Annotated in this window: 13 protein-coding genes, 8 tRNA genes and 1 pseudogene; 9 read left to right on the forward strand and 13 right to left on the reverse strand. The window is 69.6% G+C overall.

The window, feature by feature from the left end:
* Nucleotides 1-11 precede the first annotated feature (11 nt).
* Nucleotides 12-959, reverse strand: coding sequence for a DMT family transporter (locus ABZS58_RS44535; protein ID WP_354790221.1), 948 nt, complete (start codon nucleotides 957-959; stop codon nucleotides 12-14).
* Between ABZS58_RS44535 and ABZS58_RS44540 the strand changes: the two genes are divergently transcribed.
* Nucleotides 958-2,343: a PLP-dependent aminotransferase family protein gene (locus ABZS58_RS44540; RefSeq protein ID WP_354790223.1), complete on the forward strand. Its 1,386-nt coding sequence runs from the start codon at nucleotides 958-960 to the stop codon at nucleotides 2,341-2,343. The genes ABZS58_RS44535 and ABZS58_RS44540 overlap by 2 nt on opposite strands.
* A gap of 43 nt (nucleotides 2,344-2,386) precedes the next feature.
* Here ABZS58_RS44540 and ABZS58_RS44545 read toward each other — a convergent pair whose 3' ends face one another.
* Nucleotides 2,387-6,667 (reverse strand): discoidin domain-containing protein, encoded by a 4,281-nt coding sequence (locus ABZS58_RS44545; RefSeq protein ID WP_354790225.1) that lies wholly within the window; start codon nucleotides 6,665-6,667, stop codon nucleotides 2,387-2,389.
* Between the two features lie 469 nt (nucleotides 6,668-7,136).
* Between ABZS58_RS44545 and ABZS58_RS44550 the strand changes: the two genes are divergently transcribed.
* Nucleotides 7,137-8,420, forward strand: a complete 1,284-nt coding sequence (locus ABZS58_RS44550; RefSeq protein WP_354790226.1) for an ROK family transcriptional regulator — start codon at nucleotides 7,137-7,139, stop codon at nucleotides 8,418-8,420.
* On the opposite strand, the gene ABZS58_RS44555 is transcribed toward ABZS58_RS44550, so the two are convergent.
* Nucleotides 8,398-9,477: a cytochrome P450 gene (locus ABZS58_RS44555; RefSeq protein WP_354790227.1), complete on the reverse strand. Its 1,080-nt coding sequence runs from the start codon at nucleotides 9,475-9,477 to the stop codon at nucleotides 8,398-8,400. The two genes, ABZS58_RS44550 and ABZS58_RS44555, sit on opposite strands and share 23 nt — an antisense overlap.
* Before the next feature lie 82 nt (nucleotides 9,478-9,559).
* Between ABZS58_RS44555 and ABZS58_RS44560 the strand changes: the two genes are divergently transcribed.
* Both ABZS58_RS44560 and ABZS58_RS44565 read left to right on the forward strand, forming a co-directional pair.
* A complete protein-coding gene (locus ABZS58_RS44560) occupies nucleotides 9,560-10,186 on the forward strand; it encodes an alpha-ketoglutarate-dependent dioxygenase AlkB (protein WP_354790239.1) in 627 nt (208 codons plus the stop codon).
* Nucleotides 10,187-10,280: 94 nt separating this feature from the next.
* Nucleotides 10,281-10,649: an STAS domain-containing protein gene (locus ABZS58_RS44565; RefSeq protein WP_354790229.1), complete on the forward strand. Its 369-nt coding sequence runs from the start codon at nucleotides 10,281-10,283 to the stop codon at nucleotides 10,647-10,649.
* 228 nt (nucleotides 10,650-10,877) lie between these two features.
* Here ABZS58_RS44565 and ABZS58_RS44570 read toward each other — a convergent pair.
* The 10 genes from ABZS58_RS44570 to ABZS58_RS44615 form a co-directional block, all read right to left on the reverse strand.
* Nucleotides 10,878-10,956 (reverse strand) — tRNA-His (locus ABZS58_RS44570).
* 19 nt (nucleotides 10,957-10,975) lie between these two features.
* Nucleotides 10,976-11,047 (reverse strand) — tRNA-Val (locus ABZS58_RS44575).
* A gap of 13 nt (nucleotides 11,048-11,060) precedes the next feature.
* Nucleotides 11,061-11,134: transfer RNA gene (locus tag ABZS58_RS44580), tRNA-Pro, on the reverse strand.
* Between the two features lie 111 nt (nucleotides 11,135-11,245).
* Nucleotides 11,246-11,320 (reverse strand) — tRNA-Asp (locus ABZS58_RS44585).
* Nucleotides 11,321-11,325: 5 nt separating this feature from the next.
* Nucleotides 11,326-11,398, reverse strand: a tRNA-Leu gene (locus ABZS58_RS44590).
* Between the two features lie 10 nt (nucleotides 11,399-11,408).
* Nucleotides 11,409-11,479, reverse strand: a tRNA-Gln gene (locus ABZS58_RS44595).
* 24 nt (nucleotides 11,480-11,503) lie between these two features.
* Nucleotides 11,504-11,576: transfer RNA gene (locus ABZS58_RS44600), tRNA-Ala, on the reverse strand.
* A 128-nt stretch (nucleotides 11,577-11,704) separates the two neighbouring features.
* Nucleotides 11,705-11,777 (reverse strand) — tRNA-Trp (locus ABZS58_RS44605).
* A 279-nt stretch (nucleotides 11,778-12,056) separates the two neighbouring features.
* Nucleotides 12,057-12,959: an N-acetylmuramic acid 6-phosphate etherase gene (murQ, locus tag ABZS58_RS44610; protein WP_354790230.1), complete on the reverse strand. Its 903-nt coding sequence runs from the start codon at nucleotides 12,957-12,959 to the stop codon at nucleotides 12,057-12,059.
* Nucleotides 12,956-13,870 (reverse strand): MurR/RpiR family transcriptional regulator, encoded by a 915-nt coding sequence (locus ABZS58_RS44615; protein ID WP_354790231.1) that lies wholly within the window; start codon nucleotides 13,868-13,870, stop codon nucleotides 12,956-12,958. Before ABZS58_RS44615 ends, murQ begins: the two co-directional genes overlap by 4 nt.
* 53 nt (nucleotides 13,871-13,923) lie before the next feature.
* On the opposite strand from ABZS58_RS44615, the gene ABZS58_RS44620 reads away from it, so the two are divergent.
* From ABZS58_RS44620 to ABZS58_RS44640, 5 genes and pseudogenes are all read left to right on the forward strand, one after another.
* Nucleotides 13,924-14,964, forward strand: a complete 1,041-nt coding sequence (locus ABZS58_RS44620) for a BadF/BadG/BcrA/BcrD ATPase family protein (RefSeq protein ID WP_354790232.1) — start codon at nucleotides 13,924-13,926, stop codon at nucleotides 14,962-14,964.
* A 132-nt stretch (nucleotides 14,965-15,096) separates the two neighbouring features.
* Nucleotides 15,097-16,509, forward strand: a complete 1,413-nt coding sequence (gene ngcE, locus ABZS58_RS44625) for an N-acetylglucosamine/diacetylchitobiose ABC transporter substrate-binding protein (RefSeq protein ID WP_354790233.1) — start codon at nucleotides 15,097-15,099, stop codon at nucleotides 16,507-16,509.
* Between the two features lie 4 nt (nucleotides 16,510-16,513).
* Complete coding sequence (locus tag ABZS58_RS44630; protein WP_354790234.1) at nucleotides 16,514-17,422, forward strand: sugar ABC transporter permease; 909 nt, start codon at nucleotides 16,514-16,516, stop codon at nucleotides 17,420-17,422.
* A 5-nt stretch (nucleotides 17,423-17,427) separates the two neighbouring features.
* A complete protein-coding gene (locus tag ABZS58_RS44635) occupies nucleotides 17,428-18,315 on the forward strand; it encodes a carbohydrate ABC transporter permease (RefSeq protein WP_354790241.1) in 888 nt (295 codons plus the stop codon).
* A gap of 144 nt (nucleotides 18,316-18,459) precedes the next feature.
* Nucleotides 18,460-18,706, forward strand: a pseudogene (locus tag ABZS58_RS44640) (phospholipid carrier-dependent glycosyltransferase); the annotation flags it as partial.

The raw sequence follows: 18,706 nt of genomic DNA on the forward strand, positions 1-18,706 counted from the left end.
TGGTGTACGGCTCAGCGAAGATCAGTCGCGTAGTGGCCAATGTCGTCAATCGGCCTGGCCGGCGTGACGGTGCGCAGCCGCTGGGTGAGCGCGACGCACGCCAGTACAGCGAGCGCGGCGACGATCGCGGCGGCCGGCACCGACTCGTGCAGCAGCAGCGCCGACCAGGCGAGGGTGAGCACCGGCTGCGACAGCTGCAGCTGGCCGATCTTCGCGACCCCGCCGCGGGCCAGCCCCGAGTACCAGGCGAAGAACCCCAGGAACATGGAGATCACGGTGACGTAGGCGAACCCGGTCCAGGCGGCCGTCGACGCGTGCGGCGGCCGCACCGCGACGGAGACCACGGTCACGGCGGTGGTGACGGGCAGCGACAGGACCAGGGCCCAGCAGATGGTGCGGGCGCCGCCGAGGTCGCGGGCCAGGGCGCCGCCCTCCGCGTAGCCCAGGCCGCACAGCGCGACGGCGGCGAGCAGGAACAGGTCGGCGAAACCGACGGAGCCGCGGACCGCGCCGCTGGCCACGAGGAATACCAGCACCGCGACGAGACCGGCGCCGCCCGCGAGCCAGAACGCCGGGGTGGGACGCTCGCCGCTGCGCAGGACCGCGAACCCGGCGGTGATGGCGGGCAGCAGCGCGATGACGACCGCGCCGTGCGAGGCGGTGCTGGTCACCAGGGCGAGCGACGTGAAGAGCGGGAAGCCGACGACGACGCCGAGTGCCACGACCGCGAGCCGCCGCCACTGGCCCGGGGTGGGGCGCGGCGCGCGGGTGACGGCGAGATACCCGAGGGCGAGCAGCCCGGCGCCGACTGCCCGGCCGAACGCGACGAACCACGGGTCGAGGTCGCCGACGGCGACCCTGGTGGCAGGCAGCGAGAAGCTGAACGACAGGACGCCGAGCAGCCCCAGCACGATGCCCGTTACCGTACCGGCGGGAGTAACGCTATTCTTGTCCTTCATGAATGACGATAACGCAGCCGCCCGCGTTATCCAAGATCTCCGGGCCCTCGCCACCACGGGCACGCCGGGGTCGAGGCTGCCGACGGTGCGGGAGCTCAGCGCCCGCCACCAGGCGTCGCCGGTGACCGTGACCCGGGCGATCCGCGCGCTGGCCGCCGAGGGCGTGCTGGACGCCCAGCCGGGCCGCGGCACCTTCGTCCTGCGCGGACCGGGGGCCCCGCAGCGGCAGGACCTGGGCTGGCAGTCGATCGCGCTCGGCGCCCGGCCGCCCGGCGAGGACGCGATGCAGGCGCTCCTGGCGGTGCCGCGGCCCGGCATGATCCCGCTGTCCAGCGGCTACCTCGACGAGGCCCTGCAGCCGGCGGCGGCGCTCGGCGCGGCCCTCGCGCGGGCGGCCCGGCACCCGGCGGCGTGGCAGCGCGGTCCCGTGGAAGGGCGCGAGGACCTGCGCGCCTGGTTCGCCCGCACGTCCGGCGGCGCGCTGCGGGCCGAGGACGTGATCATCTGCCCCGGCGGGCAGTCGGCGCTGTCCACCGCGTTCCGGGCGCTGTGCGCGCCCGGTGACCCGATCCTCGTGGAGGCACCGACCTACCTCGGCGCGCTCGCCGCCGCGCGGGCCGCCGGGCTGCGGGTCGTGCCGGTGCCCACCGACACCGAGGGCGTGCGCCCGGACCTGCTCGAGGCGGCCTTCCGGCGCACCGGCGCGCGACTGTTCTACTGCCAGCCGCTGTATGCCAACCCGCACGGCGCGACGCTGTCCGCGGCCCGCCGGCCGGACGTGATGGCGGCGGTGGAGACGGCGGGCGCGTTCCTCCTCGAGGACGACTACGCGCGGGACCTGGCGATCGACGACGACCCGCCGCGACCGCTCGTCGCCGACGACCCGCACGGGCACGTGGTGTATCTGCGGTCGCTGACGAAGTCCGCGGCGCCCGGGCTGCGGGTCGCGGCGATCGGGGCGCGCGGGGCGGCCGGCGCGCGGCTGCGGGCGGCCCGGGTCCTCGACGACTTCTTCGTCTCGGGGCCGTTGCAGCAGGCGGCGCTCGATCTGGTGACGTCGCCGGCGTGGTCAAGGCACCTCAAGGCGTTGCGCGCCCAGCTGCGTATCCGTCGTGCGGTGCTCCTCGAGGAGCTGGCTTTACGGGTACCGACGCTGCGAACGGAAACCGTCCCGGCCGGTGGGCTGCATGTCTGGGCCCGGCTCCCGCAGGGCGCGGACGACGTCGAGGTCACCAACGCGGCCGCGGCGCAGCAGGTGGTGGTGTTTCCCGGACGGCCGTGGTTCGCGGCCGAGCCGGACGGCGCGTATCTGCGGCTGACGTTCGCCGCCGCCGCACCGGACCAGCTCCGCGAAGGGGTCCGCCGCCTGGCCCGGGCGATGTGAAGGGGCCGCCGGCTCTCGCCGACGGCCCCTTTTCCAGCGGGTGTTACGGGTTGACGGTGATGACGAGCAGGGTCGGGTTCAGGTTCCTGATGTTGATGTAGTTGTTCGTCAGCGTCAGGTTGTTGAACGTGACCGCGCCCCGGGCGGGACCCTGGCCGGTTTCCGGCAGCTCGTTCGCCCAGATCGCGTAGCCGGACTTCGCGTCGAACGCGTCACCGGAGCGCTGGGCGCCGGAGATCGACACGTTCGTGAAGATGGTGTCCGTGATCGGGTTCTGCGGGGAGCTGCCGACGTAGTTCGTCTGGAACATGATACCGGAGTAGGTCGGGTCGATGATGTCCACGTCGTTGACCCGGATGCCCTGGAACACCTTGGATGCGGAGAACACCCAGATGGCTCCGAAGACCTGGCTGCCCCAGAAGTGGCCGCCGGCGCGGACGACGGAGATGTTCGAGAACTGGGTGGGCGGGCTCGCGCCGAAACCGTTCATCGGGTAGCCGAAGTCGAGCGAGCTGATGGTGATGCCGCTGTAGACCAGGGTGTCCGCGATGTAGATGTTCCGGAACGTGTTCGCGTACCCGCCGTAGACCGCGAGCCCGGCGGCACGCCAGGTCAGGGTCGTGGACAGGTTCTCGTAGATGTTGTCCTTCTCGTCGGAGCCACCGGCGTCGATCGCCGAGAACAACGCGAACGCGTCGTCACCGGTCGAGCGGGCGTCGTTGTTGGTCACCAGGTTGTTGGTGCTGCCGTTGGTCATGTTGATGCCGTCGGCGAAGGTGTCCCGGATCCGCGAGTTCTTGATCGTCACGAAGTCCGTGTTGGCGCCCCAGTACATGCAGACCATGTGCTCGGTCCAGATGTTGTCGATCGTCATGTTGGCCACGTTGGACCAGTCGAAGACCTTGCCGGGACCGTCGTTGCGGATGATGTAGTTACCGAAGTACGCGAAGCCGGAGAACGTCGAACCGTTGGCGGTCGAGTCGGCCCGGAAGCCCACGTCGGTGTTGTCCTGCGTGGACGGTGCGTAGAACCGGGTGAACCACGGGCCGGCGCCGATGACCTTGAGCGCCTTGCCGTAGACCTGGAACTTGCTGGCCGTCTGGTAGTCGCCGGGCGGCAGGTAGACACCGAGCGCGGTGCTGCTCTGCCGGGCCTGGCTCAGGGCGTTGTCCACGTCCTGGTGGGTGAAGCCGGCCGGGACGATGTACTTCGCCGGGTCCGGGTTCGGGATGACCGTGGCCTGCTCGAGGTTGATGAAGTCGACCGCGATCGGGCCGGTGTTGGCGGCGTCCTTCTGCAGCTTGATCGTGGCACCGGCCGCGACCGTGGTGCCGAGCAGGACGTTCGCCTCGTCGTAGATGTGGCGCGGGCCGGTGCCGGAGTTCTGCGGCGCCGTCTCGTTGCCGTACAGCCACGCGTACTTCGACGTCAGCGGGATGTTCTTCAGGAACGTGCCGTTGACGTAGATGTTGAGCGTGGTGTTGGTGTTGTCCGGGATCGAGAACCGCACGACGAGGGTGTTCGTCTGCGCCTTGGTGGTCCACTGGACGTAGTTGCCGGTGCTGTTCAGGTTGACGGCCTTGCGGCCCGACGCCTCACCGGCGATGTCGCCGACGGTGCGGTTCGGTCCGACGACGGTCGCGCCGCCGCCGACGGTGCCGTCCTCGGCCTCGTACATGTCGTACGGCATGTTCGCGCCGCGGCCGACGAAGAACGACGTGGTGCTCGTGTTGTTCGCCTGCTTGACCGACAGCTCGTTGGTGTCCGCGGCGATCACCGTGGTCACCGTGTACTTGCCGTTGGCCGCGACCCACGTGCCCAGGTTGACCGGGGCGGTGGTGGCGCCGGCGTTGATCACGCCGGTGTAGGAGCCGGTCAGCGTCTTGACGGTCGCGCCGCTGGTGGCGTCCTTGACGGTCACCGTGATGCCGTGCGCGCCACCGGCCGAGTTCTGCGTGCCCTGGTTCTTGATGGCGACGGAGAACGTGACGGTGTTGCCCGCCGACGGGTTGCTCGGCGACCAGCCGGACGGCGACGCGAGCAGGTCGGAGGTCTGCACCGGCGCGACGGTGAACGCCGACCCGGTGAAGGTGTTGTTCGACTCGTCCTGCTCGACGACGGCGTTGCCCTCGTCGACCTTCGCGATCGGCGTGTACGAGCCGGCGTCACGGGCGCCGATGCTGGCGGTGACGTTGGCCTGCGCACCGGCCGCGAGCGCCGCGACGTTCGCGGTGCCGAGGAGCGTGGTGCCGAAGTAGAACTTGACGTTGGTCGCGCCCGACGCCGCGGTGCCCTGGTTCTTCACCGTGGCGGTGAGGCTGATCGCGTCGGTCTCGATCGGATTCGCCGGCGAGCTGCTGATGGCGGTGACGACGAGGTCCGGGTTCGGCGCCGCGACACCGAAGACCTGGAACTCGGCGATCTGCCCGCTCGGCGCACCGGTGTTGGAGTTGATCTTCAGCTGGACGTCCGCGACGCGGGCGGTCAGCGTGATGTCGACGCTGTTGCCGGTGGCCGGGTCGAAGCGGTAGTCACGGGCCGGCACCAGGCTGGTGAGGCCGGACGCGCTCTGCTCACGGCCGAGGACCTCGATGTTCTGGGTCCGGGCACCCCACGAGGAGCTGGGGTCGAGCTTCAGCGTGATCTTGCTGATGTCGGCGTTCGCACCCAGGTTGGAGGTCAGGGTGGCCGGGAAGCCACCAGCGCCCTCCCAGTAGGTGGTGACGCTGTTGTCGACGGCGTTGGCCGGGACGAACGTGAAGATCGAGCCGCTGGCCGTGACCGGCTTGTTCACCGAGAGGTTGGTGCCGGTCGGCGGGTTGCCGGTGCCGGTGCGGGTGACGGTGTTGCTGGCCGCCGAGTTGTTACCGGCGCCGTCGACCGCCTTCACCTGGTAGGCCACCGTCGCCGTGTCGGGCTGGTTGTCGGTGTACGTGAGCACCGTGCCGGCCACGTTGGCCCGGTAGGAGCCGTTGGCGTAGATGTCGTAGCGCGCGATCGAGCCGCTGTTGTCCGTGGACGCGCCCCAGGTCAGCTTGATCTGGCCGCTCGCCGGCTGGGTGTAGGCCAGGTTCGACGGGGCGGTCGGCGCCTGCGTGTCCACGACGGTGCCGGTGCGGGTGACGGTGTTGCTCTGCGCCGACTGGTTGCCGGCCGCGTCGCGGGCCTTCACGAAGTACTGCACCGTGGCGGTGTCGGGCTGCGAGTCGGTGTAGGTCAGCACGCCGCCCGCGACGCTGGTGCGCAGCGCACCGTTGGCGTAGACGTCGTAACCCGCGATCGAGCCGCTGTTGTCCGTCGAGGCGGTCCAGGTCAGCTTGATCTGGCCGCTCGCCGGCTGGGTGTAGGCCAGGTTCGACGGGGCGGTCGGCGCCTGCGTGTCACCGGTCGACGGGCCGTAGACCTCGAGCTCGGACAACTGCGCGGCGGTCCAGCCCGTGTTCGCCGAGACGCTCACCCGGATGTAGCGGGTGGTCAGCTGGGTGAACGGGATGGTGACCGTGTTGCCGGTGCCCTGGTTGAACTCGTAGGACGCGGAGCCCAGGATGTTGGTGAACGTGGTGCCGGTGGTGCTGCCCTGCAGGGTCAGCGTCTGGCTGCGGGTGCCCCAGTTGGTGGGCAGCTTCAGCACGACGGAGCTGACCGGCACGGCCGAGCCCAGGTCGACCTGCAGCCACTGCGGCAGCGCGCCGCTGCTCTCCCAGTAGGAGGCCTGGTTGCCGTCGCCGGCGTTCGCGGCCGTGTAGGAGGCGTTGGTGCTGCTGGAGGAGAACGTCTTGCCCGCGGCGAGGTTGGTGCTCGACGACGCGACACCGTAGATCTCGAACTCGGAGATCTGCGCGGCCGGCCAGCCGGTGTTGGCGGTGACGTTGATCCGCACGTACCGGGTGTTCGACGCCTGGAAGTCGATGGTGACGGTGTTCTGCTGGGCCGGGTTGAAGCTGTACCCCAGCGAACCGGCGATCGTGCTGAACGAGGTGCCGTCCTGGCTGCCGGTCACCGACAGGGTCTGCGTCCGCGTCGCCCAGGCGGTGTCGTTGGGCAGCTTCAGCTTGATCTGGTCGATGTTCTTCGCGCTGCCCAGGTCGATCTGCGCCCATTGCGGGAAGGCGTTGTTGGCGCTCTCCCAGTAGGTGGCCTGGTTGCCGTCGTTGATGTTGCCGATGCCGTTGGCGCCGTTCGTGCTGCTCGACGTGGCGGGTCGGCCGCTGGCCAGGTTGGGGCCACCGGCGGCTTGCGCCGGCAGCGTGTGCGCCGTAACCGCGACCAGGGCTGCCACGGCGAACGCCGAGAGCACCCTTCGCGTCACGTGCCTCTTACTCATCGCGATCCTTTTGTCAGGCGGGGGGGTGTGCGCGGTGCGGGGAGTTGGCGGCTCCACTGAGGGACCAGGTGCTGCACAGTTCGGTGTGGCAGGGATGGGCGGCGCACGGACGGGCACGGCGGGCCTCTCCGCGTGACCTGTTGGCGGACCGGTCACGCTGCGAGTTGCGGAGAGTGGCTTCACTCTGACGAAAGCTTGTTGGAATCTTGCACAGCGTTGGCCCAAATGTTGCAGACATGCTACCGAGAAGTCAACGGGTGTCACTGGAAACGGCCCCGCGCGGTTGTGTGCAGTCGCGTGGGGTTCGCGCGTTGGATCGTGGGCACCTCGACACGGCAGCTGAAACGAGTTTCGAAACGTTCTGGATTCGTTGCCCGCAGGTCTGGTGTTGCCGGGATGTTTCGTGGTTGATTCGTCGGACTGACAGACGAATGAGCTGCGTCGATGCTCTTCAGATGGGGGTCGTTCGATGGCTAGCAAGGAGCGGGCCGGCGCCGGTTCCGTCGACGAGCCCACCGATCAGCTCGCCCTGCGCCGGGCCAACCTGAGCCGGACCCTGCGGCACATCCGCACCAACGGGCCCCGGTCCCGGGCCGCGATCGCCGCCGCAACCGGCTTGCACAAGGCGACCGTGTCGAGCCTCGTCGACGAGCTGCTGAGCCGCCGCCTCGTGCGCGAGATCGGCACCGAGCACTCCGGCAGCGCCGGACGCCCCGGCCGAGGCATCGCCCTGTCCCCCGACGTCGGCGCCGTCGGCATCGAGATCAACGTCGACTACCTCGCGGTGCACGGCAGCGACCTCACCGGACGCACCGTGATCGAGAAGCGGGTCAGCTTCGACGCCAAGGGCCGCGACGTGGAGCGCTGCCTCGACGACCTCACCCAGGCCGCCCAGCGCACCCTCGCCGAGCTCGTCCGCCGCGGCGTGACGCCGGTCGGGCTGACCGTCGCCGTGCCGGGCCTCGTCGACGTGGCCCGCGGCGTCGTCGTGCTCGCCCCCAACCTCGGCTGGCGCGACGTCCCGGTCGCCACCCGGCTCGCCCACGGCCTCGACCCCGACCTGTGGATCGGCGTGGACAACGACGCCAACCTCGCCGCGCTCGCCGAATACACGTGGGGGGTCGCCGCCGGCACCGACGACCTCGTCTATCTCACGGGTGAGGTCGGCGTCGGCGGGGGCGTCATCGTCAACGGCCGGCTCCTGCGCGGCGCCGACGGCTTCTCCGGCGAGGTCGGCCACCTGCCCCTGGACCCGGGCGGCGACCTGTGCGGGTGCGGGCGCGTCGGCTGCTGGGAGACCAAGGTCGGCCTCGCCGAGCTGGTCCGCCGCGCCACCCCCGACGTCGCCTACGGGCTGGAGCAGGGCCCCATCCCCGACCCCGAGGAGCGGGTGGCCGAGGTGCTGCGCCGGCTCGGCCGCGGCGACAAGGCGGTGGCGACGGCCGTCGCGGAGGTCGGGCGGTGGCTCGGGCACGGCGGCGCGATCCTGGTCAACCTCTTCAACCCGCGGGTGATCGTGCTCGGCGGCTACTTCGCCGAGCTCGCCGACCATCTCATCCCGTCCGCGCAGGCGAATCTGGCGCGGATGGCGGTCGCGAGCACCGCGGCCCGCTGCCACTTCGTCGCGTCGCACCTGGGCTTCACCGCCGCCGCGCGCGGCGGGGCCGGCGTCGTGGTCGAGCGGATGATCGAGGACCCGACGGCCGTGTCGCTGGCGCCGGCGCCGTCGTCTAGCCTTGCGGTCGCACGGTGATCACGAAGTCCCGGAGCTCATAGCTGGAAATATCCGGTTTCAGCGTGACGCGCGGTGGTTTGACCATCATAAGGTTGTTCATGGCGAAGAGCTTGCTGAGGAAGATGTCGGCCTCCTGGATCGCCACGTAGGCGCCGGGGCACTTGTGCGGGCCGTCGCCGAACGACAGGCCCGGGCCGTCGACCGTCTCCTCCAGGTTTGCGGTGCTGACGTCGATGTCGATCAGGGCGCCCTCGGGGATGTTCTGGATCCCTGCGGTCGATCGCCGTTTCAGGTTGCCGACGACGGGTTCGAGGCGGAGCAGGTCGTGCAGCAGCGCCACTCTCGTGTTCCCGTCGCCGCTGGTGTACCGGTCGCGCAGGGCATCGTCGGTGAAGAAGTGCCACGCGCACATGTTGACGAACTCCCGGGTGGTGACCATGCCGGCCGCGGCGAAGGTCAGGCACTCGCCCAGGATCTCGCCGTCGCGGCAGCCCTCGTCGATCAGGTGCGAGATGAGGTCGTCGCGTCGCTGCCTGCGCCTGACCTTGACGGCGGGACGCACATCGGCGAGGTAGATGCCGAGGAACTGGACGTTCTGCTTCAGCACCCAGTAGACGCCGTCGATGCTGGTGAACCCCGGCTTGCCGAACTTCTCCGGGAAGAACCTGTCCAGACGCCTGTCCAGCCCCGGGCGGCTCTCGGTCAGGCCGATCACCGCGCACACGACCTCGATCGCCATCTTGAAGCTGAGCTTCGCGAGGTCCGCGGTCTGCGCCGCCTTCAGGGTCTCGAGCTGCTGGTCCGCCGCCCGCTCCATCAGCTCGCGGTAGCGCTCGTCGACCCGCCTCGGGGTGAAGTACTTCGCGGTCCGCCTGCGGTGCTCGCGGTGCTCCTCGCCGTCGCGGTACAGCACCGGGCGGCGGATGCTCGGGGGCAGCTTCTCCACCGTCTCCACGCCGAGGCCCGCCTGGACCGTGTCCGTGCTGCGCAGCACCGCCCGCGCCTGCGCGCATCCCGTCACCCGCACGGCGTCCGCGTCGAGATCGTAGGTGCGGTCGATCTTCCGGCTACTCATGGTGACCCATACGATACGGCCTTGAGAGTTGGGCGCGTTGATCGTACGTTTGTTCGAAGGCGGGTGTAAACTCGGTCGCATGATGGAGCTCGCGTACCAGCCCTCGATGCTGGACACGGTCATGCCCGCGGTGGGGCCGCTCACCGGCGGGATGGTGCGCCACGAGCTCAGCCGCGGCGCCTGGGTCGACCATCTGCCCGGCTGGGTGCTCGGCTCCGACCCGGTCCTCTCCGTGCTGCTCAGCGATGTGGACTGGCGCGCCGAGCGCCGCAAGATGTATGACGGCGTCGTCGACGTCCCCCGCCTCCTGCGGTGGTATGGCGAGCGCGACGAGCTCCCGCACCCCCTGCTCACCGAGGCCCGCCGCGACCTGACCCGGCACTACGTCGAGGAGCTCGGCGAGCCCTTCGTCACCGCCGGCATGTGCCTGTATCGCGACGGCCGCGACAGCGTCGCCTGGCACGGCGACACCATCGGCCGGGGCGCCCGCTTCGACACGATGGTCGCGATCGTCTCCTTCGGCTCCCCCCGCACACTCCTGCTGCGCCCGCGCGGCGGCGGCGACAGCATCCGCTTCCCCCTCGGCCACGGCGACCTCGTCGTCATGGGCGGCTCCTGCCAGCGCACCTGGGAGCACGCCATCCCCAAGACCGCCCGCCCCGTCGGCCCCCGCGTCAGCGTCCAGTTCCGCCCCACCGGCGTGGCCTGACCAGATCCGCGGCACGATCGATCTTTCGATGGATGCGGGACCGGCTCGCAACCCGTATCATGAGACCGGCTCTGATTGCGAGAAGGTGAGCCAGATGAACCAGGTCGATCGTTTCGCCGTATTCCCGGAACTGCACATCACGGTCGACCCCTTGCCCAACCAGGCGATCAGGGTCAGGGTGGCGGGCGAGGTGACCCTCGAAAACGTCGCCCAGCTCCGCACCATCCTGCACCGCGCCATCGACGACGTCCGCGCCACCGCGGTCGAGGTCGACCTGGGCCTCGTGGCCTTCATCGACTCGACCGGCATCGGCAAGCTGGTCGGCGCCAGGGCCCACGCCCGCAGCAGCAACAGCGACCTGTATATCGTCAACCCCAGCCCGGGCGTGCGCCGCGTGCTGAGCATGCTCGGCCTCCTCGAGGTCCTGAGCGCCCCCGACAACACCACGGGCACCGCCGCCTGACACTGCCCGCCGGCGTCAGTTGGCTGGGGGTTCTTGATGATCCGGAAGAGTTTGTGCTGCTCTGGCGACATAAAGTCTTCCGGATCATGGGAAAGAGGTGGGATGGAGGCCGGGCAGCGGTGCATGGTCGTGGGTCCCGGTGTCGATCCGGGCACACCGCCGTTATGAGCGGCGGCCGGGCAGCCAGCGCCCGTACCCACGTAGCGAAAACGGCCACAGCGGATGGCATGGAGAGCGATCGCCGGGAGTTGAACCCGGACCACCAGGGCCACGACCTGGTGTGCACAGCCGGTACACCACGAACGCCATGGAGCATTGTCGGTGCGTACCTGCGGAGGGATTTGAACCCCCGACAATCTGCTTGTAGGGCAGGTGCTCTTCCGTTGAGCTACACAGGCATGGATGAAACCGTCGGGCTGGCGGGATTCGAACCCACGACCTCGCGCACCCGAAGCGCGCGCGCTACCAAGCTGCGCCACAGCCCGTCGACCGGAAAACTGCATGAAAACCGCGTGGATCGACTCGGGATCGAACCGAGCAGGCGATGCTTGCAAAGCGACGCTGCACACCAGTGCTCAACCCGTGGTTGAAACCAGCGCCCCGTACCGGATTTGAACCGGCGATCTCCGCCTTGACAGAGCGGCGTCCACTCCTGACTGGACCGACAGGGCTTGCGTACCCGGCCAGGGATTCGAACCCTGAACCTCCGCGATCTGAGCGCGACGCCTCTTCCGTTGGGCTACCCGGGCATGGGTGAAGCTGGGGGCGGAGGACTCGAACCCCCACAGCGAGGACCAAAACCTCGTGGCCTGCCGTTAGCCGAGCCCCCAAGGTCAGCAGCAACACGACGAACGTGGAGAGGCGGGGACTCGAACCCCGGGCCTTCGGTCTGCCGGACCGACGCTCTACCGACTGAGCTACAACCCCATGGAACACGTCGGGAACCGGGGAATCGAACCCCGCGCATCCTGGCCCCAAACCAGGTCCGGTCACCAAGCCGGTCGTTCCCGAAAAATGCCATCCGCTGTGGAGTTTTCAATGAACACAATGGCGCGCAGGGGCGACAGGATTCGAACCTGCAGCCTTCGGTTTTGGAGACCGACGCTCAACCAGTTGAGCTACGCCCCTATGGGGAAAGAAAAACCGCCCGGTCCCTGGGAAGGGGCGGGCGGCGGGGAGGCTGAAGAATCTAGCCTCTGCACCGTCCCGCGATGTGCGGCATCGGCATGGCATCCCAATGGGCGACGGGGGCCATGGGCAGCGCGGCAGCGAGCGCCGGCAGCTGCCGGGCTTGCGGTGCCGGTGCGGTCCAGGTCCTCATCGTGACTCCCCTTGAAAGTGTCTTTGTCGCGTTGACATGTTCAACGATAAGCCCGGCCCACCAGAAAGCCAACCAATTAAAATGCGTTATCGGACCGTGTGCAGGGCGCGGTGGACGACGCCGCCGGCGGCGCGCAGGGCGCGGCGGGCCTCGGTGACGTCGGCGCGGGTGAGCAGCGTCAGCAGCGCCACCTTCGCCTCGTCGCCGGCGGCGGTGAGGGCGGCCTGGCAGGTGTCGGCGGGCAGGCCGGTCGCCTGGACCAGCATGCGGACCTGGCGCACGCGGAGCTTGGCGTTGCTGGCGACCATGTCGGTCATCAGGTTGGAGTACGTGCGGCCCAGCCGGACCATCACCGCGGTCGACAACGCGTTGAGCACGAGCTTCTGCGCGGTGCCCGCCTTCATCCGGGTCGAACCGGTGACCACCTCGGGACCGGTGTCGACGGCGAGGTGGATGTCGGCGTAGGGGGCGAGCGCCGCGTTCGGGTTGGCGGACAGCAGGACGGTGCGCGCGCCGCGGTCGCGGGCGGCCCGCAGCGCGCCGCCGACGAAGGGGGTGCCGCCGCTGGCGGTGATGCCGACCGCGACGTCGCCGGCGGTGAGGACCTCGACGGCGGTCGCGAAACCGGTCTCGGCGTCGTCCTCGGCGGCCTCGACGGCGTCGGTGAGGGCGCGGGTCCCACCGGCGAGGTGCGCGACGACATGGCCGGGCTCCACACCGTACGTGGGGCGCAGCTCCGTGGCGTCGAGCACCGCCATCCGGCCGGACGTGCCGGCACCGAAGTAGTGCAGCCGATGGCCGGAGCGCAGCGCGTCCACACAGCCGTCGACGGCCGACGCGAGGTCGGGAAGCACCGCGGCGACGGCGGCCGCGACGGTCGCGTCCTCGGCGTTGATCAGTTCGAGGAGCTGCAGCGTGGGCAGCTGGTCGATCTGATGGGTCCGCGCGTTGCGTTCCTCCGTCGGGGCGATCGGGGGCGAAACGGTCACCAGGGTCCTCGTTCCGGTCGCACCCGCCGGCTGCGGACCGCCTCGCGGGTCTTCTCCACGGCCGCTTTCGTCTGTGCGTACGTCTTCTGGGCGACACCCACGAAGACGCAGTCGACGACGGTGAGCTGCGCCAGCCGGCTGGCCATCGCCCCGGAGCGGAACGTGGTCTCGCGGGCTGCGGTGGTGAGGGTCAGGTCGGCGATGCGGGTGATCGGCGACTTGGGGAAGTTGGTGAGCGCGACGGTCGTGGCGCCGCGCCTGCCGGCCTCACCGAACGCCTCGATCGTGTCGACGGTCGTGCCGGTGTGGGAGATGCCGATGGCGACGTCGCGCTCGTCGAGCAGCGCCGCGCTGGTGAGCGCCAGGTGCAGGTCCGACCAGGTGTAGGCGACGAGGCCGACGCGGTGCAGCTTCATCTGGAAGTCGCGGGCGACGAACGCGCTGGCGCCGACACCGTAGATGTCGACCCGGCGCGCGGCGGCGACGGCGTCGATCACCTGCTGCAGGATCTCCAGGTCGAGCTGGGCGGCGGTGTCCTCGACGGCCCTGGCGTCGGCGAACGCGATCGTCTTGACGACGGTCGCGAGGTCGTCGGTCTGGCTGATGTCGCTGCCGGGTGCCTCGCCGGGGCCGCCTTCGTCCTGTGCCCGTCCTGCCTCGGCGGCCAGTCTGAGCCGCAACTCCGGATAGCCGGAGAAGCCGATGGCGCGGCAGAATCGGATGACGGTCGTCTCCGACGTCTCGGCGCGCTTCGACAGCTCCGTGATCGTCAGCTGGGCCGCTGTGGCGGACTCCTCGGCGACGATCCGTCCGACGCGTTGCTCCGCCGGGGAGAGCGAGGGCAGCAGCCCTCGGATCTTCACCGCGGTGGACGTGGCGCCGCCCTCGGCGGACTGCCGGCTCACCTTCATGTGGGAAAGTTTCCGTTCTCCCGACCTTTTCGTCAATGCAGTACGGTGTTCCGGTGCACGCACCTTTGGTTGCCGGCATCGACGCGGGCGCCACCAGCACCCGTTGCGTAGTGGCGACCGCCGATGGCGTGGTGCTGGGGCGTGGCCGCTCGTCCGGGGCGAATCAGAACTCCAGCGGCGGCCGCCCGGCGCAGGCCCTGGAGCAGGCGCTCCGTGAGGCCCTGCGAGGCATCGACCCCGCTTCGGTGGCGGCGGGGGTGGTCGGCGCGGCTGGTGCCGCTTCGGCGGGACGGGCCGAGGCCCGCGCGGCGGCCGAGGAGGCGTGGCACGCCGCCGGGCTGTCCGGTGCGCCGCGCAGCGTCACCGACCTGGAGGTCGCCTTCGCCGCGGGCACCCCGCGAAAGGACGGCCTGCTGCTGCTGTCGGGCACCGGAGCCGCGGCCGTGGCGTTCCGCGACCGCGTGCCGCACCGACGCTGCGACGGCTATGGATGGCTGCTCGGCGACGAGGGCTCAGCGGTGTGGCAGGGCCGCGAGGCGTTGCGCGCGGTGCTGCGGGCGCTGGACGGACGCGGCCCCGCGACCGGCCTGACCGAGCCCGCGATCGCGATGCTGCGGACACCGGCGAGCACCGAACCCGCGACCGCGATGCCAGGGTCGCCGGCGGGCACCGAACCCGCGATCGCGATGCTGCGGACACCGGCGGGCACGGACCCGCAGGAGCGGGCCCAGGCGCTCGTCCGGGTCGCCTACCGACGCCCGCCGGCCGAGCTCGGCCTCCTCGCACCCCTGGTCGGGCAGGCGGCGCTCGACGGCGACGCGGTGGCCCGGGCCATCGTGGAGGAGGCGGCCGCGCACCTGCTGCATTCCCTCGGCACCGTCGCCGGGGGCGGCGCGGAGACGGTCGTGCTCGCCGGGTCGGTACTGCTCACCGCCGGGCCCGTCGCGGATCTGGTCCGCGCCGGGGTGAGCCGGCGGTTCCGGGTCGAGCCCGCCGAGGCGCGCGACGGCGCAGCCGGCGCGGTCGTCCTCGCGATCGCCGCGCTCACCGGGGTGCCGGTCAGCAACGCCGTACACACGCGGCTGACGGCATGAGGGGCAACATTTCATCAATATTTGGCCTGATCATGGTGGCAGGAACCTTCCTACTCTTGAAAGTTCCGTTGGAAACCTTCATCCTCGGTGGCAACGAGCGCCCCCTCGACCCCCAACGAAGGAGCACGAAGGATGAACACGCTGACCCGCAGGGGCGTCCTGCAGACGACGGCCACCGCCGCGCTGCTGGCCACCGCCCCGGCCGCGTTGAGCGCCTGTGCCACGGGCGGCGGCGGCGGGGACACCAAGTCCGCCGAGGGTGACAAGACCAACGTCAACCCGCTCGGCGTCAAGGACGACGCCCCGCTCGAGGTCGTCATCTTCAACGGTGGCTTCGGCGAGGACTACGCCAAGGCGCACGAGGCCATGTACAAGGAGAAATACCCGAAGGCGGAGATCAAGCACTCCGCCACCCAGGAGATCGGCAAGACGCTGCAGCCGCGGTTCGTCGACGGCAGCCCGCCCGACATGGTCAACAACTCCGGCGCGTCGCAGATCGACTTCAACGGGCTCGTCTCGCAGAACGCGCTCGCCGACCTCTCGCCGCTGCTCGACGCGCCGAGCCTCGACATCGCGGGCAAGAAGGTCCGTGACACCCTGCTGCCGGGGTCCCTGCTGCCCGGCACCTACAACGGCAAGGTGTTCGCGCTCAACTACGCCTACACCGCCTACGGCATCTGGTTCGACGAGAAGCTCCTCGCCGACAAGGGCTGGCAGTATCCGAAGACCTGGGACGAGATGATCGCCCTCTGCAGGACCATCAAGGCGGCCGGCATCGCGCCGTGGACGTACCAGGGCAAACACCCGCGCTACATGAGCTGGCCGATCCTGTCCGCGGCGGCGAAGATGGCGGGACCCGAGGTCCTGCTCGCCATCGACAACCTCGAGCCCAACGCGTGGAAGCACGAGGCGATCAAGGCCGCCGCCGACGCGTACTCGCAGCTCGCCGTCGACGGGTTCATCCTGCCGGGCTCCGAGGGCCTGGACCACATCCAGTCGCAGACCGAGTGGTCGAAGGGCAACGCCGTCTTCCTCTCCTGCGGCTCGTGGCTGGAGAGCGAGCAGAAGAAGGTCACGCCGCCCGCGTTCAAGATGGCGATCGCGCCGACGCCCAGCCTGAGCTCGTCGGACAAGCTGCCGTTCGAGGCGCTGCGGGGGACGGCCGGTGAGCCGTACATCGTGCCGGCCAAGGCCAAGAACGCCAACGGCGGCATGGAGCTCATGCGCATCATGCTGTCGAAGAAGGGCGCCGCGGACTTCACGAAGAAGACGTCCAGCCTGACCTGCGTCGCGGGCGCCGAGGAAGGCGTCGAGCTGCCGCCCGGCCTCACCAGCGTCACCAAGGCGCTCAAGGCGTCCGGCGACAAGGGCTTCAACTGGGTGTACAACTCCTTCTACCGCAAGCTGGAGCGCAACCTCGTCGACGCGGCCTGCGGCGACCTCTTCACCAAGCGGATCAACGCCCAGCAGTTCGTCGAGGCGTGCCAGAAGGGCGCCGACGAGATCGCCAAGGACACCTCGATCACGAAGTACAAGCGGAGCTGACCCCATGCGGCACGGCCGGCGCCTGTTCCTGTTCACATTTCTCGTACCGCCGCTGGCGCTGTACGCCGTGTTCGTCATCTCGCCGTACCTGCAGGCGTTCCAGATCTCGCTGACCGACTGGCGGGGACTGTCGCCGACCTACCGGTACGTGGGACCGGAGAACTTCAGCCGGCTCCTGCAGGACCACTACGTGTGGAACGCGCTGAAGAACAACGCCATCATCCTCGTGGCACTGCCGATCGTCACGATCGTGCTGGCGTTGTTCTTCGCCTCGATGCTCAGCGTCGGCGGCCGCTCCGGCAAGGCCGGCGTGCGCGGGGTCCGCGGCGCCGCCTTCTACCGCGTCGTCTACTTCTTCCCGCAGGTGCTGTCGGTGGCGATCATCGGCGTGCTGTGGAAGGAGGTGTACGCCCCCCGCAGCGGCATCCTCAACGGGTTCCTGCGCGCGATCGGCCTCGACGGCCTGGCGAAACCCTGGCTCGGCGTCCCGGACCTCGCCTTCTGGTGCGTCCTGGCCGTCATGGTGTGGAGCAACGTCGGCTTCTACGTCGTGCTCTTCAACGCCGCCATGCAGTCGATCCCGAGGGAGATCTACGAGGCGGCGATGCTCGACGGCGCCGAACGCGGCGAGACCCTGCGCAAGATCACGGTGCCGCTGCTGTGGGACACGATCCAGGTGGCATGGGTGTACCTGGCGATCCTCGCCATCGACGGGTTCGCGGTCGTGCAGATCATCACGCTGGGCGGCCCGGGCAACAGCTCCGACGTCATCGGTCTGCGGCTGTACGACACCGCGATGGGCGAGTACAAGTTCGGCTACGCCTCCGCGATCGGGGTCACGATGTTCTTCCTGACGTTGTCCATCGCCGTCGTCGCGCTGCGCCTCTCCCGGCGGGATCGGATCGAACTGTGACGACGCTGCTCGAGAAGCCCCCCGCTCGGCCCGCTCCGCCGGCCCCGCCCGCCAGACGGCGCTTCGGTGTCGTCAACGCCTTCTCGCACACGTTCCTCGTCGGCTGGGCCGTGCTGACCACGTTCCCGCTGATCTGGGCGATCCTCAGCGCGTTCAAGGACGACAACGAGATCCTCACCAGCGCGTGGAGCCTGCCGTCGAAGCTGCGCTTCGACAACTGGAGCCGGGCCTGGACCGAGGCCAGCATCGGCCGCTACTTCCTCAACACCGCGATCGTCGTCGCCGGCGCCCTGGTCGTCACCATGCTCCTTGGTGCGATGGCCGCCTATGTACTGGCCAGGTACACCTTCCGCGGCAGCCGCCTGGTGTACTTCCTGTTCGTCGGCGGGATGATGTTCCCGGTCTTCCTGTCGCTCGTGCCGCTGTTCTTCGTGGTGAAGAACCTCGGCCTGCTCTCCACCCACCTCGGCCTGATCCTGGTCTACAGCGCCTACTCGCTGCCCTTCACCGTCTTCTTCCTCACCGCGTTCTTCCGGACCCTGCCGAGCTCGGTCGCCGAGGCCGCGATGGTCGACGGCTGCTCCCACTTCGGCCTGTTCTTCCGCATCATGCTGCCGATGGCCCGCCCGGGCCTGATCAGTGTCGGCATCTTCAACCTGCTCGGCCACTGGAACCAGTACGTGCTGCCGATCGTCCTCATGCAGGGCGAGGGCGCGGAGAAGCAGTGGGTGCTGACGCAGGGACTCACCGCGCTCGCCATCAACCAGGGGTATGCCGGCGACTACAGCGCACTGTTCGCCGGTATGGCGATCGCGATGCTGCCGGTGCTCATCCTGTACCTCGTGTTCCAGCGACAGGTGCAGTCCGGCCTGACCGCCGGTCAGCTGAAGTGAGCCGCCGGCACTGACGGCGTCGTCGCCGCTGTCCGGCCTGCCGCTGTCCGGCCTGCCGCTGTCCGGCCTGCCGCTGTCCGGCCTGCCCGGCGTCCTGTGCCTGCCGGGACGGACGGGCGGGCCCGCGGCCTTTACGATCACCGGATGACGTCGCAAGCGCGGACCGTGCCGGACGTAGTGCGTCGCCGGCTGTCCCGGCCGGATCCCGCCACGCCAGGCTTCTGGCTGGCGGCGCTGCTGGTCACCGGCATCGCGCTGCTGCTGCGGATGGTGAACCTGTCCCATCCGAGAGAGCTGGTGTTCGACGAGGTCTACTACGCGAACGAGGCGTGGGACCTGCTGCAGCACGGGGTCGAGTGGAACCCGGAGGACAACACCCCGCAATACGTGG

It is taken from the genome of Dactylosporangium sp. NPDC005555, assembly GCF_040605635.1.
Classification (GTDB): domain Bacteria; phylum Actinomycetota; class Actinomycetes; order Mycobacteriales; family Micromonosporaceae; genus Dactylosporangium.